The 14,910-nt window shown below is 68.7% G+C and carries 20 protein-coding genes; 4 read left to right on the top strand and 16 right to left on the bottom strand.

Features of this window, described 5'->3' with window-relative positions:
• Positions 1–5: 5 nt before the first annotated feature.
• The 3 genes from sigJ to ACO0LV_RS00660 form a co-directional block, all read right to left on the bottom strand.
• The gene (gene sigJ / locus ACO0LV_RS00670; protein ID WP_424785930.1) at positions 6–875 is read right to left on the bottom strand and encodes an RNA polymerase sigma factor SigJ; all 870 of its coding nucleotides are present in this window, start codon (positions 873–875) and stop codon (positions 6–8) included.
• Complete coding sequence (locus ACO0LV_RS00665) at positions 872–1,303, bottom strand: carboxymuconolactone decarboxylase family protein (RefSeq protein ID WP_424785929.1); 432 nt, start codon at positions 1,301–1,303, stop codon at positions 872–874. Before ACO0LV_RS00665 ends, sigJ begins: the two co-directional genes overlap by 4 nt.
• Positions 1,304–1,424: 121 nt before the next feature.
• The gene (locus ACO0LV_RS00660) at positions 1,425–2,309 is read right to left on the bottom strand and encodes an aldo/keto reductase (protein WP_424785928.1); all 885 of its coding nucleotides are present in this window, start codon (positions 2,307–2,309) and stop codon (positions 1,425–1,427) included.
• A 318-nt stretch (positions 2,310–2,627) separates the two neighbouring features.
• On the opposite strand from ACO0LV_RS00660, the gene ACO0LV_RS00655 reads away from it, so the two are divergent.
• Complete coding sequence (locus ACO0LV_RS00655) at positions 2,628–3,344, top strand: DUF4386 family protein (protein ID WP_424785927.1); 717 nt, start codon at positions 2,628–2,630, stop codon at positions 3,342–3,344.
• A gap of 104 nt (positions 3,345–3,448) precedes the next feature.
• On the opposite strand, the gene ACO0LV_RS00650 is transcribed toward ACO0LV_RS00655, so the two are convergent.
• Positions 3,449–3,967 carry a methyltransferase family protein gene (locus ACO0LV_RS00650; RefSeq protein WP_424785926.1) on the bottom strand — a complete coding sequence of 173 codons (519 nt, stop codon included), beginning with the start codon at positions 3,965–3,967 and terminating at the stop codon, positions 3,449–3,451.
• 134 nt (positions 3,968–4,101) lie between these two features.
• Between ACO0LV_RS00650 and ACO0LV_RS00645 the strand changes: the two genes are divergently transcribed.
• Positions 4,102–5,142, top strand: coding sequence for an aldo/keto reductase (locus tag ACO0LV_RS00645; protein ID WP_424785925.1), 1,041 nt, complete (start codon positions 4,102–4,104; stop codon positions 5,140–5,142).
• On the opposite strand, the gene ACO0LV_RS00640 is transcribed toward ACO0LV_RS00645, so the two are convergent.
• Complete coding sequence (locus ACO0LV_RS00640; protein ID WP_424785924.1) at positions 5,139–5,822, bottom strand: WYL domain-containing protein; 684 nt, start codon at positions 5,820–5,822, stop codon at positions 5,139–5,141. The genes ACO0LV_RS00645 and ACO0LV_RS00640 overlap by 4 nt on opposite strands.
• 6 nt (positions 5,823–5,828) lie before the next feature.
• Positions 5,829–6,032 carry a helix-turn-helix transcriptional regulator gene (locus tag ACO0LV_RS00635; protein ID WP_424786271.1) on the bottom strand — a complete coding sequence of 68 codons (204 nt, stop codon included), beginning with the start codon at positions 6,030–6,032 and terminating at the stop codon, positions 5,829–5,831.
• A gap of 140 nt (positions 6,033–6,172) precedes the next feature.
• Here ACO0LV_RS00635 and ACO0LV_RS00630 point away from each other — a divergent pair, with 140 nt between their 5' ends.
• Entirely contained in the window at positions 6,173–6,649 is a 477-nt protein-coding gene (locus ACO0LV_RS00630) for a VOC family protein (RefSeq protein WP_424785923.1), read from the top strand.
• A gap of 216 nt (positions 6,650–6,865) precedes the next feature.
• On the opposite strand, the gene ACO0LV_RS00625 is transcribed toward ACO0LV_RS00630, so the two are convergent.
• The 3 genes from ACO0LV_RS00625 to ACO0LV_RS00615 form a co-directional block, all read right to left on the bottom strand.
• Positions 6,866–7,096 carry a hexameric tyrosine-coordinated heme protein gene (locus ACO0LV_RS00625; protein WP_424785922.1) on the bottom strand — a complete coding sequence of 77 codons (231 nt, stop codon included), beginning with the start codon at positions 7,094–7,096 and terminating at the stop codon, positions 6,866–6,868.
• 164 nt (positions 7,097–7,260) lie between these two features.
• Positions 7,261–7,923 (bottom strand): DUF4287 domain-containing protein, encoded by a 663-nt coding sequence (locus ACO0LV_RS00620; protein WP_424785921.1) that lies wholly within the window; start codon positions 7,921–7,923, stop codon positions 7,261–7,263.
• Between the two features lie 257 nt (positions 7,924–8,180).
• A complete protein-coding gene (locus ACO0LV_RS00615; protein ID WP_424785920.1) occupies positions 8,181–9,773 on the bottom strand; it encodes a beta-N-acetylhexosaminidase in 1,593 nt (530 codons plus the stop codon).
• A 100-nt stretch (positions 9,774–9,873) separates the two neighbouring features.
• Between ACO0LV_RS00615 and ACO0LV_RS00610 the strand changes: the two genes are divergently transcribed.
• Positions 9,874–10,242 (top strand): MmcQ/YjbR family DNA-binding protein, encoded by a 369-nt coding sequence (locus tag ACO0LV_RS00610; protein ID WP_424785919.1) that lies wholly within the window; start codon positions 9,874–9,876, stop codon positions 10,240–10,242.
• Position 10,243: 1 nt separating this feature from the next.
• On the opposite strand, the gene ACO0LV_RS00605 is transcribed toward ACO0LV_RS00610, so the two are convergent.
• From ACO0LV_RS00605 to ACO0LV_RS00575, 7 genes are all read right to left on the bottom strand, one after another.
• Complete coding sequence (locus ACO0LV_RS00605) at positions 10,244–10,864, bottom strand: L-threonylcarbamoyladenylate synthase (RefSeq protein WP_424785918.1); 621 nt, start codon at positions 10,862–10,864, stop codon at positions 10,244–10,246.
• Positions 10,865–10,956: 92 nt separating this feature from the next.
• A complete protein-coding gene (locus ACO0LV_RS00600; RefSeq protein ID WP_424785917.1) occupies positions 10,957–11,529 on the bottom strand; it encodes a MerR family transcriptional regulator in 573 nt (190 codons plus the stop codon).
• A gap of 198 nt (positions 11,530–11,727) precedes the next feature.
• The gene (locus ACO0LV_RS00595) at positions 11,728–12,246 is read right to left on the bottom strand and encodes a bifunctional nuclease family protein (RefSeq protein ID WP_424785916.1); all 519 of its coding nucleotides are present in this window, start codon (positions 12,244–12,246) and stop codon (positions 11,728–11,730) included.
• 77 nt (positions 12,247–12,323) lie between these two features.
• The gene (locus ACO0LV_RS00590) at positions 12,324–13,091 is read right to left on the bottom strand and encodes a MerR family transcriptional regulator (RefSeq protein ID WP_424785915.1); all 768 of its coding nucleotides are present in this window, start codon (positions 13,089–13,091) and stop codon (positions 12,324–12,326) included.
• A complete protein-coding gene (locus ACO0LV_RS00585; protein WP_424785914.1) occupies positions 13,088–13,579 on the bottom strand; it encodes an FHA domain-containing protein in 492 nt (163 codons plus the stop codon). The genes ACO0LV_RS00590 and ACO0LV_RS00585 overlap by 4 nt, the downstream gene beginning before the upstream one ends.
• Positions 13,580–13,712: 133 nt before the next feature.
• Positions 13,713–14,537 (bottom strand): DUF881 domain-containing protein, encoded by an 825-nt coding sequence (locus ACO0LV_RS00580; RefSeq protein ID WP_424785913.1) that lies wholly within the window; start codon positions 14,535–14,537, stop codon positions 13,713–13,715.
• A gap of 3 nt (positions 14,538–14,540) precedes the next feature.
• Positions 14,541–14,873: a small basic family protein gene (locus ACO0LV_RS00575; RefSeq protein WP_424785912.1), complete on the bottom strand. Its 333-nt coding sequence runs from the start codon at positions 14,871–14,873 to the stop codon at positions 14,541–14,543.
• Positions 14,874–14,910 lie beyond the last annotated feature (37 nt).

The raw sequence follows: 14,910 nt of genomic DNA, 5'->3' as shown, positions 1-14,910 counted from the left end.
CTCCGCTAACGCAGCCGGGTGAGCTTGTCCGGGTTGCCCAGGACATAGGCCCTGGTGACCACACCGTCACCGATGTCGACTCTGAAGACGCGCTCCACGCCGTCGGAGATCAGTCGGAACGCCGGACATCCGTTGACGCCGATGAGGACGGATCGGCTCGGTGGTGTCCTGGTTGTCACGCCCACCAGGAACCGGACCACACGATCGGGGCCGTAGATCGGGCGCAGCGCGGCGCGTGTTCTGCCGCCGGCGTCGCTGAGCAGCACCACATCGGGGGAGACCAGCGACATCGCCTCGCTCACGTCGCCGGCCATGATCGCCGTGCCGAGCCGATTCAGGAGGCTCCGGTGCCGGTCGAGGTCGGCCTCCTGGGGGAGGGGACCGAGTTTGGCCCCGGCGCGGTGACCGAGTTGGCGGCAACTGGTCGGGGTGCGGCCCAGCATCGGGGCGATCTCGGTGTAGGGGTAGTCGAAGGCGTGGCGCAGCACGTACACCGCGCGTTCCTCCGGACCCAGCCGGTCCATGAGGTGCAACAGGGCGAAGTCCAGGCTCTGGCGCTGCTCCGCGCTCTCATGCGGCAGCAGCGCGGTGTCGATCGGTTCCGGTAGCCAGGAGCCCACGTAGTCCTCCCGGCGACGTTGCATGGTGCGCAGCCGATCCAGACTCAGCCGGGTGGCCACGGTGGTCAGCCATGCCTGGACCTCGCGCACGTGCTCCGGGCGTCGGGTCTGCCAACGGATCCAGGCCTCGGCCGCGACGTCCTCGGCATCGGCCCAGCTGCCGAGGATCCGGTAGGCCACGCCGAGCATCCGCCCATTGAGCCGCTCGAACTCCTCCTTGGTCAGTCCGAGCGGCTCGGCCGGGGCCGAGGTCACAGATCCTGCGCCTCCATACCTGTGGCGATCGCGATCCGGTTCCATACGTTGATGGTCGCGATCGCGATGATGAGATGTCCAGTGCCTTTCTCCCCCCAGCGCCGCACCGCCTCGTCCCAGACCGCATCACTGACTCCGTGTTCGCCGAGTCTGGTGACCTCATCGGTCAGGGCGAGCGCGGCTTCCTCGGCGGGGGACCACAGGTCCAGCCCGCTCCATCCGGCCTCCAACGCGGCGATGCGCTCATCGGACTCACCGAGTTTGCGGGCGTCGCGGGTGTGCATGGCCAGGCAGTAACTGCACCCGTTGATGGCCGAGGCCCTGATCTTGACCAGTTCGTAGGTGCGCTTGTCATTGACCTTGCGGGCGTAACTCTCCAGCGCCAGCACGGGGGCGTAGGCGAGCGGAATGACCTTCTGTAGGTGCATGCGGGGCATCGTGTCCTCCTGGCATTCGGGATCGGGTGTCATCCCAGAGGACGCCAGCGCCGCCGCGAGTGTGACACCGGATTCGCACCCCCGGTCACCGATACCGTTCGCGCTCCTTGGCTCAGGCGGCGTCGAGAAGCGCGATCTCCTCGGCGGTCAGCGCCAGATCCGCCGCAGCGGCGGAGTCGGCGATCGAGGCTGGGCGCTTCGCCCCAGGAATCGGGATGACCACCTCGCTCTGGGCGAGTTCCCAGGCGAGGGCCACCTGCTGCGGGCTCACTCCGCGGTCCTGCGCCACCTGCGCGAATGCCGGGTGCTTCGCCGCCAGTTCCTTGGCATCGGTCAGCCCACCGAGGGGACTCCAGGCCAGGAACGCCAGGCCGAGTTCGGCGCAGACAGCGACCTCGGGCAGGCTGCTGCGGAACTTCGGGCTGAACTGGTTCTGCACACTCACCAGAGAGTCACCGAGGACGGCGTGCGCGGACCGAATCTGGGCTGGGTCGACGTTGGACAGACCGACCATGCGGACCTTACCGGTGTCGACGATCTCCTTCAGGATCCCGATCGTCTCGTCATAGTCACGGGCCGAATCAGGACGGTGGTGCTGCCAGAGCCAAATCTGGTCAACGCCGAGCCGGGACAGGCTCGCGTCGACCGCGGCGTGCAGGTGTTCCGGTGAACTGTCCTGGGACCAGGAACCGCCGTCGCCGCGCACACTGCCGCCTTTGGTGGCCAGGTACACCTGGTCCCGGACCCCGAGTTCGTCGAGCAGTCCAGCGACCAGTTTCTCGTTCTCGCCCTGTGCCGCCGCACCCAGCTGCTCACCGGGCCCGTAGGCATCGGCAGTGTCGAACAGTGTCACTCCGGCAGCGAGTGCGGTCCGGATCGTCTCGGCGAGTTGCTCCCGTGGCTGCTCGCCGGTCTGGTCGAAGGTCATCAGGCCCAGGCCGATCGCACCGACCTCGACGCGCCCGACTGTGCCGTTACCGATTGTTCGTTGCTTCATGGCGTTCACTCTACGGTGACATCCAGAGCCGGTGAAGGACCCGACGGAAGTGGTGCGGTGCGGGTCGCTCAGACTCTCGCTAAGTGAGGGGTTGCCACGTAGGCTCGCACGTATGGAGTTGTCCCCGGCGTGGCAGTCCGGCGCCGCGGACTCACCGCCGCCGGTCCTGCACTGTTCGTAGGAACCGGTGGACTCCGTCGATCGCGACCTCCGGGTCTGCCGGGTGCTGGATGCCCCGGAGACGCTGAAGAACTCATCGGCCGACGTGATTGACGGGAGGCCGGGCGAGACTCCCGGCCCCGGGAACGGAGGATCGCGATGGTCGTCGACGAGGGCATAGTGCGCAAGGACGTCCAGGAGTGGACGGGGCTTGTGGTCACCGGGGCGTGGGTGGCGCTGGCCAGCGTGGTGCTGATCGTGGTGCAGATCGCGATCTACCTCGTCTGGCCGCCGCCACAGACTACGGTGCAGTACTTCGAGGTGCTCCTGAACAACCCGCTCCGGGGCGTGATCGCTCTGGACGTGCTCTACATCGTGAGCAGCCTCCTGGCGTTCCTGCTGTACTTCGCCCTTGCCGTCGTTCTATGGCGAGTCAGCCGGTCCGCGGTGGTGGTGGCACTCGCCTTCGGCGTGCTCGGTATGGCCGCGTACATGGCCTCGCCACGAGCAGTGGAGATGCTGAGGCTCGCCCAAGCCTACGGCGAGGCCGACGCCGCCGAGCGGGTCGCACTCGTCGCCACCGGCGACGGGATGCTCGCGACGTGGATGGGCACCGCGTTCGACATCTACTACTTCTTCAACCTGGTCACGCTACTCATCCTGGCCGTCCTGATGTACCGCAGCACGGTGTTCAGCCGCGCCACCGCGCTCTGGGGCCTCGTTGCGGCGGTACTCATGGCGGTCCCGTCGAATTTCGGCACAGTCGGCCTCGTCTTCGCGTTGGCATCGCTCGTGCCGTGGTCGGTGTTCGCCGTGCTCGTGGCGCGCCGGCTGCTGCAACTAGCGACTGGGCCTGGGCCTGGGCCAGGGCGGTAGTCCTGCGATGTTCGGTGACGCACGGCGAGTCCCGATTGCCGATAATGCACATTATGTCATTCCACCTGGAGGGGTGCACACCTGCGTGCGCGTCGCCACTCCCCTCATGGGGACGGGTACCAGCGACCCGGCTTCCGCAGCAACCGGCGCGGGAGCGGCCAGCGCGGGATCTGCTCGGTGAAACGAACGTAGTCATCGCCGAAGCGTCGATGCAGCCGCGGCTCCTCATAGAGATGCACGGTCAGGTTGAAACATGTCGCGACGACGGCGCCGTATGCCAGGATCCGCGGACTGCGCCATAGCACTGCCTGCCCGGCGATGACCGACAACACCCCCACGTACTGCGGGTTCCGCGTATACCGGTACAACCCGGTGGCCACCAGGTCCTCGGTCTCGGCGACGGGCGCGGGTGTCCCCCGTGCGCGGACGAACCGGACGAAGCAGTCCGTCACGATCGCGCTACCGCCGAGAACAAGCCCCGAACCGAGCATCCGTGACAGCGGGCCGCTCGGAAGGTGTGGCGAGGCCTCCCCTCGCACCTGCCACGGCAGCACGCCGGCCACCATCCCGGGCGCGGCGAACGCGAAGACTGTGGTGGTGATCGCCGCTGTGCGCTTCTGCACCGCTGGTCCCTCCGGCCGGAGGGGTAGGTTAGCACGGCATCAGCGGGGTCCGGCAGTGCTGCCGCGCCGGGTTCGCCCCGCTCCCCCGGATGACGTCAGCGGTCTCCAGCGTCGCGCCCAGGTAGTCTCGATCAATGGATCACCTCACCCCGAACCCGGATCTGTACAACGTCGCTTACCAGGCCGAGGACTTCCAGGGCATGCCCTACCGCTACGTGGGTTCCTCCGGCCTGCGCTCCCCCGCGATCGGCCTGGGCACGTGGAAGTTCGGCTTCCCCGACACCGGAGACGGTGCCCGCTCCGATGAGCAGACCGCCCTGCAGATTCTGGACCGCGCGCACGAGCTGGGCGTGCTGTTCTGGGACACGGCGAACCGGTACAACGCCGCCTCGGGCAACTCCGAGCGGATCATCGGCCGGTGGCTCAGCGCAAACCCCGGCCGCCGGCGGGACGTGGTGCTGGCCACCAAGACCCATGGCGGTATGGACGGGTACACCCCGAACCACTCCGGGCTGTCCCGGCTGCAGATCACCGAGTCGGTCAAGGCCTCCTTGGCGCGCTTGCAGACCGACTGGATCGACGTGCTCTGGTTCCACCGGTTCGACCCGGTGGTCCCCATCCAGGAGAGCCTGGAAACGGTCGCCGACCTCGTCAGCCAGGGCAAGGTGCACTACCTGGCGGTCTCGAACTTCACCGCCGATCAAGTGCGCGCCTACCTGGAGGTCAGCGAAGGCATCTCCCGGCGAACCCGGCCGATCGCGGTGCAGAACCGCTTCGACCCGTTGAACGGTGAGGTGCTGCCCGGGGTTCTCCAGGTGTGCGCCGACCAGGGCCTGGCATTCGTGCCGTACTCCCCCTTGGCCCAAGGGCTGCTCACCGACCGCTACCTCGATGCCGACGCGGTCGGCCCCGGAGACCGGCTGCACGATGAGGGTATCGAGATCGACCCCGCTCAGATCGCGGTGGTGCGCCAACTCGGCGAACTCGCACAAGCCTGGGACCTGCAGATCAGCCAACTCACCCTGGCCTACCTCCTCACGTTGCCGGGCATGGGTACCCAGATCCCGAGCAGTTCGACCCCGGCCCAGTTGGAGGCCAACGCAGCCGCCGGCCGGGTGCACCTGTCCGAGCAGCAGCGCAGCGCCGTCGCCCGGGTGCTGGGCCGGGAAGGCTAGCACCCACGACGGCGATCGGGGCCTTCATAGGCCCGGTCAGGGCCCCCGTACCGGGTGAGGAGTTCCGCGCCCAACCGGGCGAGTTCGGCCCGCACCGACTCCGGTTCGAGGACCTCGACGGTCGCGCCCCATCCGGCGAGGCGTTCGGCGATCGACAGCGGCAGGTGGGCCGCCAAGCGGACGCGCACGCGCCCGGCCCCGGAGGTCTCGAGCAGTTCGCAGTGTCGGCCGAACTGGCGCTCGAGGACGGGGAGCGCGCGGGCTGGCGCGAGCACCGTCGCAGCGACGCCCGAGCGCAGGTGCTCCACCTCCTCGACCACCTGCTCCCACTCCCGGCCCAGATCCAGGGCCGCCGGCCGGGCTGCCGCCTGCGTCAGCATGGTCGCCTCGCGGATCCGGTCCACCCGGAAGGTGCGCCGACCATGTGGGGTCCCGGCGACGAGGTACCAGACGCCGCCCTTGTCGACGAGCCCCCACGGGTCCACCGTGCGCGTGGCCGCCGCGTGGCTGCGGCCCTCGTACTCGAGCGAGAGTCGGTGGCGGCCGACGACGGCCTCTTGCAGCGTCTCCAGGACTGGCGGCCGTGCCCGGCCGTACGCGCCCCATCCGGCGGTGTCGGCGGTCACGGCGTCGGCGGCCGCCGCGGCGTCCGCACGGAAGGTTTCCGGAAGGGCGCGCATGAGCTTTCACAGGGCCGACCTGGTCGTCCCGGACCCAGCCCCTGCGTGGCCGGCAAGGAGGAACAGCGCCTGGCTTTCGGCAGCGGTCAGACCGGTCAGGTCCGTGCGGGCGCCGCCGACCAACGACCAGCCACCGCCCCGGCCTGGCTGGGAGTAGACGGGCACCCCCGCGGTCGACAACGCTTCGAGGTCGCGGCGAGCGGTGGCCAGGGAGACCTCGAGTTCGGCGGCGACCTCGGCGGCGGTGACGCGGCTGCAGGAGCAGGAGCGTGGCCACCAGGCGGTCGGCGCGCATAGATCGAATTCTTGCAGGAAAAGTGCTCACAGGATGAGTACATATGCGGTGCAGCATGGTGGCATCGCGGTCGGGAACACCGGCTGCTACACCTCCACGGAGGACCGATGTTCCGGGACTCGCCACGATCAGTTTCTACGCCGACGACCTCGCCAACGCGTCCGAGTGGTACACGGAATTGCTCGGCCTCCCGCCCTACTACGCCTTCCCACCCGCCCCCGCCGAGGCCGCCTACATCGAGTTCCGCGTCGGCGACGACGAGGACGAGTTCGGCTTCATCGATCGCCGCTACGCTCCCGCGGGAGCGGCGAACTCGCCCGGGGGTGCCGTCATGTACTGGCACGTCGACGACCTGCCCGCGACGGCCGAGCGGCTGCTCAGTATGGGCGCGACGGAGTACGAGCCGATCACGCCCCGCTCGGCCGGGTTGACCACGGCGTCCTTCGTCGACCCCTTCGGCAACGTCCTCGGGATCATGCACAACCCCCACTACCTCGGGATCGTCGAGTCTCGGGCCCAGCGGGAAGGCTAGAACGCACTCCGGCGTACGGAACCTCGAGACGCCGCGCTCATTGCGCCCGGAACTCCGAGCGCGTCATCCGCTGGTCCTCGAAAGAGGCCTGCTGGACCTACCAAGGAGTCCGGCCCGCACCGACGCCGGCTCGAGGGCCCTCGACGGTCGTGCCCCAACCCGCAAGCCACTCGGCGATCGACAGCGGCATGTCGGCCGCCCGAGGCCCAGCGGTGCTCAGTTGCGCCAGTAGTTGTTCGCCGCCGCCACCGTGGCGAACTCCACCGCCACCACGTGCGCGGCGGCAGTCAGCGAGTCCGGGTTGGTGGCGTAGCCAGGACGAAGCAGTTGACGGACGCCGGCGTCGGGCTGCATGGCACCGACGGTCTTGCGGGCCAGCATGATCGCCAACTCCCGGCCCTGCTCGGGCGTATCGGTGATGAGTGTGTTGTCCGGTACCAGGGCCACAGCCGCCTCCATGTGTGCATCGATGGGTCGAGGACCGTTGAAATGGCCCCGGTTTCGCAGCCTAGTGCTGGTCACGGCATTCTTCTAGGTCGGTTTGTGAAAACTCCGGGCGTGGCGCTCGGAGGTAAGCCGGCCGCGGACCTCCAGGGGGTGGCCGGACCGTCTCAGGTTCCGTCGTCGCCGGCTTCCTCATGCAGTGCCTGCAGCCACTCGCCCCAGAACGCTTTCCAATGCTCCACAGCGGCCGGACCGGGCAGGTTGCTGTGCGTGACGCTCACCCGGACCTGGCCGTCCGGGCGCGGGTCGAAGGTGAACAGCACCACACCCTCGTCCACCCCGAGCCGTACTGCCTTCGAGGTCGGTTTGGATCGCAGTGCGGAGGCCAACCCGCCGAGCAGATCGGCGCGGTCGGACTCATCGAGCAGGCCCGCGCGCAGTGCGGTGCCGTCCAACGGCAGGGTGCGTGAAACGCCCGCCTCGAAGGAGCCGTCAGCGCGTTGATGAGCCGCTCGTATCCCGGTGATCCGTTCATACCCGACCGTCACCGCTTGCGCCCACCAGCCGCCGATCTCGTGATCCTGCTCCAGGAACGTGGCGATCGCGGCGTGTGCCGCGCCACGGCCCGGACCGGCGTCGATCACCTCGCGCCACTGGTTCCAGGTGCGGCCGGTGCGTTCCACGACCTGCTCGTCGCTGTGCTGGGGCTGGTGTACCCAGCCGGGTTCGCCGGCGGCCGGCGGCAACCTCCGGCGGGCGGCGCCGTGCTTCTGCCCGGTCTTGGCCATCCGTTCGCGGACACGCCGTGGGAAAGGTTCCTGCTTGGTCATAGTGAGCCCCTTTCGCGGATACCGGGGCGGTGCCGCGTTCAGCGTGCGCAGGGGCTAGGCAGGTACTGAGCGCGGGCAGGTGCACCAGTCGGCGTCGGCGACCTGGGCGCGGACCTCGGCTACGTGATCTCCGCAGCCCTCCCACGTGGTCTTGCGACAACGCGCGCACTGGACCGGCTTGCACATGAACATCGGCTCCTTACCTCGGGTCCACCCAGCCTAGTAGCGCCTGCGGGATGGGTCCTGCGGTGCGGCCACTACTCCCCCACCTGGCCGTCGGCGTCGCCCAGGTGAGCCGCGGGACGCTCGAAGGCCCCGGTGCCGCCACGCTGCCAGGGCTGCAGGCCGCCCAGGGGCCGGTAGTTCACGCCCACGGCGTCCAGACGCTCCAGGTGCCCGATCAAACGGGGTGTGAATTCGTCCCAGGTGCGCCCGGCCGGGTCGGACCAGGCGACCTCGGCGTGGGCGCAGGCGCGCGGGAACAGGTGGTACTGCGCCCGGCGCATCGTGGGGATGTACTCGGTCCACACGTTGGCCTGCGTGCCCAGGATCTTTTCACTGTGCTCCGGTGGCACACCCTCGAGGGGGTCGAAGGCATAGACCTTCTCGACCGGCAGGTGTCCGCCGATGCTGTACGGCTCGTCCGGATCGTTGCTCTGGTAGTAGTCCAGGTACAGGTGGGAGGTCGGGACCATGACCACCTCTCCCCCGGCGCGGGCGGCCTCGACCCCGTACCCGGCGCCTCGCCAGGCCATCGTGACCGCACCGTCGAGGTGACCCTCGTCGTTGATCTCGTCCCACCCCACCAACACCCGGCCACGCTCGGCCAACCAGTCCCGCACCTGCCGGGTGAACCAGTTCTGCAGATGGGAGGCATCGGGCAGTCCGCGGCGTTCGGCGAGCTCGGCGGCGGCCCGGCTGGCCAGCCACTCGGTGCGGGGGGCCTCATCGCCGCCGGCGTGGATGTAGCGGGAGGGGAAGACGTCCAGCAATTCGGTGAACACCGAGAAGACGAACTCCATCGCCTCATCGGACAGGTTCAGCACCTCATCGAAGATACCGAAGGTGTCGGCGACGGTGTGCCCTTCCCCGGGGTTGTTGCTCAGTTCGGGGTAGGCGGCCAGGACGGCGCGCACATGGCCCGGGAAGTCCAGTTCGGGCACGATCTCGATGCCGCGCTGGGCGGCGTAGGACACCAGTGAGCGGAGTTGGTCCTGGGTGTAGTAGCCGCCGTGCGGGGTTCCGTCGCCGTCCTCAGCCCCGGGTCTGCGAGTCTGGTGCCGGGTGCTGCCTACCTCATGCAACCGGGGGTGGGACTTCGACTCCATCCGCCACCCCTGGTCCTCGCTCAGGTGCAGGTGGAAGACGTTGTACTTGTGCATCGCCAGGAGGTCGATGAAGGAGTACAGGTCCGCGAGTGGCATGAAGTGCCGGCCCACATCAAGCATCAGTCCGCGCCAGGCGAATCGCGGGGCATCCGTGATCGTCACCGCGGGGACCTGCCACTGGGCGCCGACGGGCGCGGGCCGGTACACCGCCGCCGGCAGCAGTTGTCGCAACGTCTGGACCGCCCAGTTCAGGCCCCGGTGATCTCCGGCGCGCACGTCGATCCCGTCGCCGGTCACCTCCAGCCGGTAACCCTCGTCCGGCAGCGACTCGTCCCGGTGCAAGCGAAGCGCGCCATCATCCCGGCCGGGCAGGTCCAGGCCGGTCCCGGGCGCCAGCAGGCGGCGGACGACGGCGGCCCACTCCCTGGGGCCGGTGATCGCCAGATCCTCGGTGAAGGTGAAGGACCCCTGCCCAACCTCGGTGGACCGGGGTTGCGGGAGCAGGGTAAAGGAGCCGGGCATGCGTGACCTCTCTCGTAGGGGTCGGACCAGCCTAGTTGGTGCCGATGCGCCCCGGTGGCCCCGGCACCGGATGTCGGTGGCCTGGGGCACACTGTCCAAGGTGACCAATCGCCCCACCGTGCCGCGCGCCTGGGTCGACCGGATCGATGAGATCCTGGCCGCCTTGCCGCAGTGTGAGATCGAGGACGCCTGGACCGGTGTGCGCTGGCGGGTCGCCAACGCCACCGTGGCGCACGTGTTCGGGGGTGAGGACCAACTCTTCCGCATCATGTTCCGCGCCGAGCCGGCCGAGGTGATGGCGTTCGAGCACCTGGGTGAACCGTACTTCCGGGCCGAGTGGGGTGAGAACGTGGTCGGGCTCGTCCTCGATGAGCGAACCGACTGGGGCGAGTTGGCCGAACTCCTCATCGACTCCTACTGCGTCCAGGCACCGGGGCACCTGGCTGCCGCGATCGACCGCCCTGGTTGAGTCACTGGAAGGGCGCGGGGTCGCCAGCCCCGACGCGGACCACCTCGGCGTCGCCTTCGGACAGGTCCACCACCGTGGTCGGCATGCTGCCGGACTCACCGGAGTCCAGGATCGCGTCCAGGGCGTGATCCAACTCCTCCTTGATCTGCCACCCCTCGGTGAGAGGTTCGGACTCCCCCGGCAGCAGTAGCGTGGAGGACAGGAGTGGCTCGCCCAACTCCTCCAGCAGCGCCTGGACCACCGTGTGGTCCGGGATCCGCACGCCCACCGTCTTGCGTTTGGGCTGCAGCAACCGGCGCGGCACCTCCTTGGTGGCGGGCAGGATGAACGTGTACTGACCGGGAGTCGCAGCCTTCACGGCGCGGAACACGGCGTTCTCCACGTGCACGAACTGCCCGAGTTGGGCGAAGTTGCGGCACACCAGCGTGAAGTGGTGGCGGTGGTCGAGTTGTCGCAAGGCCACGATGCGGTCCTTCGCCTCCTGGTTCCCCAGGGCCGCGCCCAGGGCATACCCGGAATCGGTCGGGTAGGCGATCAGGCCCCCCGCACGCAGGATCTCCACCACCTGACGGATCGAGCGGGCTTGCGGGTTGACCGGGTGTAGATCGAAGTAGCGCGCCATGGTTCACCCTAACCAGATGGCTCGAGCCTCGCTCACCTCACTCCGCGCAGGGTTCCCGGCGGGTGAAGCGCCGGCGGGTCGAATCGGCTGCGTCAGCCGGTGCGACGAGCCGCGCGCCGTCGCGCGAGTTCATCGCCGCGGATGTCCGCCGGTTCATCGCTGGCCCGCTCGGTCGGGAACTCGGCCAGGCTGCCCTCAACCTCGCGCCACACCCTGCCCACAGCGATACCGAACACTCCCTGGCCGCCCTGGACCAAGTCGAAGACCTCATCGGCGGAGGTGCACTCGTACACGCTGGCACCATCGCTCATCAGGGTGATCTGTGCGAGATCCTCGACACCGCGCTCGTGCAGGTGATTGACCGCCGAGCGGATCTGCTGCAAGGACACCCCGGTGTCGAGGAGCCGCTTGACCACCTTCAGCACCAGGATGTCGCGGAAACTGTACAGCCGCTGCGTTCCTGATCCACTGCCGGGACGGATGCTCGGCTCGACCAGCCCGGTCCGGGCCCAGTAGTCCAGTTGCCGATAGGTGATGCCTGCCGCGCGACAGGCCGTGGGGCCCCGGTAGCCGGTGTCGGCGTCCAGGTCCGGGAGGGTGTCCCCGAACAACATCCCCTGCGTGCGTTGCAGGGTGTTCTCGGCGGCGTCCGCCTGTGCATCCATGCCGCTGCCACCCATCGTCCGTCCTCACGTTCGCTTGTGAACACTCTACGCCCCGGCGTCGTGATCTGCCCATCACCACGCCCGGATGTCATGAACGCTATTGCCCACGGCGGGACAGGTCAACGACATGCGCCCTTCGTGCGGTTCGGCGTGTCGCGACGGCGTGTCTTACCTTCAACCTGAGGTTGAGGTTCCTCGCTACTCCTCGCGGGGGTCGGCGAAGTCTTCCGCGGCCACCGAATCGAGGAACTCACGAAAATGCGCCACCTCGGCCTCTGCTTCGTCGATACCGACCGGCTCGCTCACCCGCATATTGCCGTCCGCGTCGGTCTCCAGCACCACCGCTGCCTCATCGAGCACGTCCTCCGCGCACCACACATCCACCTGAGCCCGCAGAGCCAGCGCAATGGCGTCGGAGGCCCGGGAGTCCACCCGCGCGCCGTTGGAGAGCACCAGTTCGGCGATGAAGGTGCCTGCGCGCAGCTCGACGATGTTCACCTGGGTCAGTGCCACGCCACAGGACTTCAGCACACTGACCATCAGATCGTGGGGGCCGGGCCGGGGCGGCTGCATCCCGGCGTGGGCGGTGGCGATCGCCACGCCCTCATGGGGCCCGATCACGATCGGCAGGGAGCGCTCGCCCTCGGCCTCCCCCAGAAGCACGAGCACGTCCTGCTCGGGTGCCTGCATACGCACCCGGACTCCGGTGACGCCCATCTTTCGCACACCTCCAAACTACGCCGCCGCGTGCGAAGTGGACAGCCCAACCGGCCACCGTGATCCAGTTGTGAGGATCAGGTCAGCCGGTCCGCCCCTGCCCGCAGCATTGCGGTGTGCACCTGAGCCAGAGTTTCGGCCAGGTCCGCCGCCATCGACTCAGCCCGGGCGCGTGCCCCCGCCGAGGATGGACCACTGCGCACCGAGCGCACCGGTGCGATCACCTGTTCGATCAGGTCCACCTGACGCTCCGCCGCGATGCGGATCGCACGCAGGTGGCGTTCGTCGATGCCCTGTTCTGCCAGTTCACCGGCGAACTTGGCTACCGGCACCAGTGCACCGGGGAACTTCCCCCCGGCGTCGGCCACCAGGACTCCGGCGTTGACCAGCGCCTCGATATCGGCCTCGGTCCGCCCGCTCGCTTCTGCCAGTTGAGCGGTCGTGTAGCGAGCGCGACCCGCGGCCACCACCAGGTCGCCGTCCTCAGTCACCACCCGGGCCCCGGGAGGTGACACTGCCGCCAGACCGGCATCGAGTTCGGCCAACCGGTCCCGGATCACTTTCAGCGGCAGGAAGGAGTCACGCTGGGCGGCTAGCACGAATCGCAGGCGCTCCACGTCCGATTGGCTGTAACTGCGGTAGCCCGACGGGGTGCGACGCGGCGAGACGAGCCCCTGCTCCTCAAGGAAGCGGATCTTGGAGACACTGGCCGCAGGGAACTCCCGTTGCAAGATGCCCAGTGCCGACCCGATGGACATCGTGGGCACCCGGGAGACCCCGGGCGGCCATGACTCGCCGTCCCCGTCCCCGGTCTGCTCCCCCGCCCGGGCGGTGTTGGAACTCACCTGCCCGGCTCACCTGCGTCGTCGGCGCCGGTGGAACGGTTCGGTGAGGGGTGGAAGGTCAGGCGGTACTTCCCGATCTGGACCTCATCGCCCATCTGCAGCACGCCTTCGTCTACCCTGGTCCGGTTCACGTAGGTGCCGTTCAGACTGCCCACGTCACGGACCACGAAGTTGCCGCTCTCCTTCAGGAACTCGCAGTGCTTGCGCGAGACGGTCACGTCATCGAGGAAGATGTCGGCCCTGGTGTCACGGCCGGCGGTGGCCCGGTCGGCGTCCAACAGGAACCGGGCGCCGGCGTTGGGTCCGTGCTGGACGATCAGCAGTGCGGATTCCGGGGGCAGTGCCTCCACGGCGGCACGGGCGTCAGTCTCGATCGGGCCGTAAGCACGCTCCTCGGGCTCCCCGGGCGTGATCTTGCCCAGGTGCGCGGTCGTGTGCACCGCCGAAGGGCCGTCCTGGGCCCCTGGATCGTCCTGACCCGTGCTCATCGCAACTCCTCCTATGACCTCGATCCACCCGAGGGTGCCGGTCGTCCCCACTCTAGGCCCCATGAGCCGACCAGGGGAACGTCTTGTCAGGACCCGGCGCCGGTTCACCCAACCGGTACCGGTCGCCTCGAACTCAGTCTTCCGCCTCCACGGGGACCGCGTAGCGGGGCGCCTCGACCTCCCGGATCGCGGTGATCTGGACCAGGTCGCGCTGCTCGACCTCCACGACCGCACCCACGTTGCGGAATCCGGCCAGCGCACCGCCAGGGATGTTCAGCGCGACCGAAATCGTCTGGGGGTCCCCGATCGCACGCCACTCCATCTGCTCGCCGAGGGCCCGGCCGTCCGCGAGTACCCCCTCCTCGGAGTCCACGAACGCCGAGGAGGCGATCAGGCGCTGCCCGGAGACCTCCACGGCCTCGGCTCCGGCGTTGCGCAGTTCTTCGAGCATGTGCACCATCGTCTGCGCGCTTACCTCGTGGGCACCACCCACCGTCACCACGACCCCGGGGCCCTCCACCGGCTCCGTCCCGGCCAGCACCCCGTGCACTACCTGGTACTCCTCAGCCAGGCGCTGGGTATCCGACCCGCTGCGCAGGGTGCTGCGGTCGCGCAGCAGTTGCTCACGTTCTGCGGTCAGATCCTCGTTCCGCTGGGTCACCTCATCGAGTAACCGGACCAGGTCGTCCTGCCGCAGGGCCGCGAACTCATCGCCCTGGGTCTGGCGCACCTGTACCACGATGCCGAACCCGAGCAGCGCGCACATCAGTGCGATCAGGAACTGGGACCGGAGCGCAACGGGCTTTCGTCTCCCTTGCGGGTCGGTCCGGCCGGTGCGCGGCTGCTCTGCCACGGGGGGCTCATCGCCGCCCGGGCGGTCTGCCTCGGGCAGGTCGGTGGCGCCTGCGTGCCGGTCCGCATCGCTGCCGGGCACCGCATCGTCCGCATTCCTACGCATGGCTCAGGCCTTGAAGACGTGGCGACGGATGGCGGCCGCATTGGAGAAGATCCGGATCCCCAACACCACCACCACGGCGGTGGACAACTGCGAACCCACACCGAGCTGGTCGCCGAGGAAGACGAGGAACGCGGCGATGAGCACGTTGAACAGGAACGAGGTGATGAACACCCGGTCGTCGAAGACGTCCTCCAGCCGGGCCCGGAGCGCACCCAGTAGCGCGTCCAGTGCCGCCACCACCGCGATCGGTAGGTACGGCTGGAGTTCGGAGGGCACACTGGGCTGCAGGAGCAGCCCGAGGAGAATGCCGAGGATCAGGCCGATCACCGCGACCATGGCATCCCTCCCTCCGACCGGCTCCTACCTGCGCTCC

The sequence above is a fragment of the Pseudactinotalea sp. Z1739 genome, assembly GCF_049725055.1.
In the GTDB taxonomy this organism is placed as follows: domain Bacteria; phylum Actinomycetota; class Actinomycetes; order Actinomycetales; family Beutenbergiaceae; genus CALKWS01.
The sequence above is the reverse complement of the archived record's forward strand: the minus strand, read 5'-3'. Positions and strand labels throughout refer to the sequence as shown.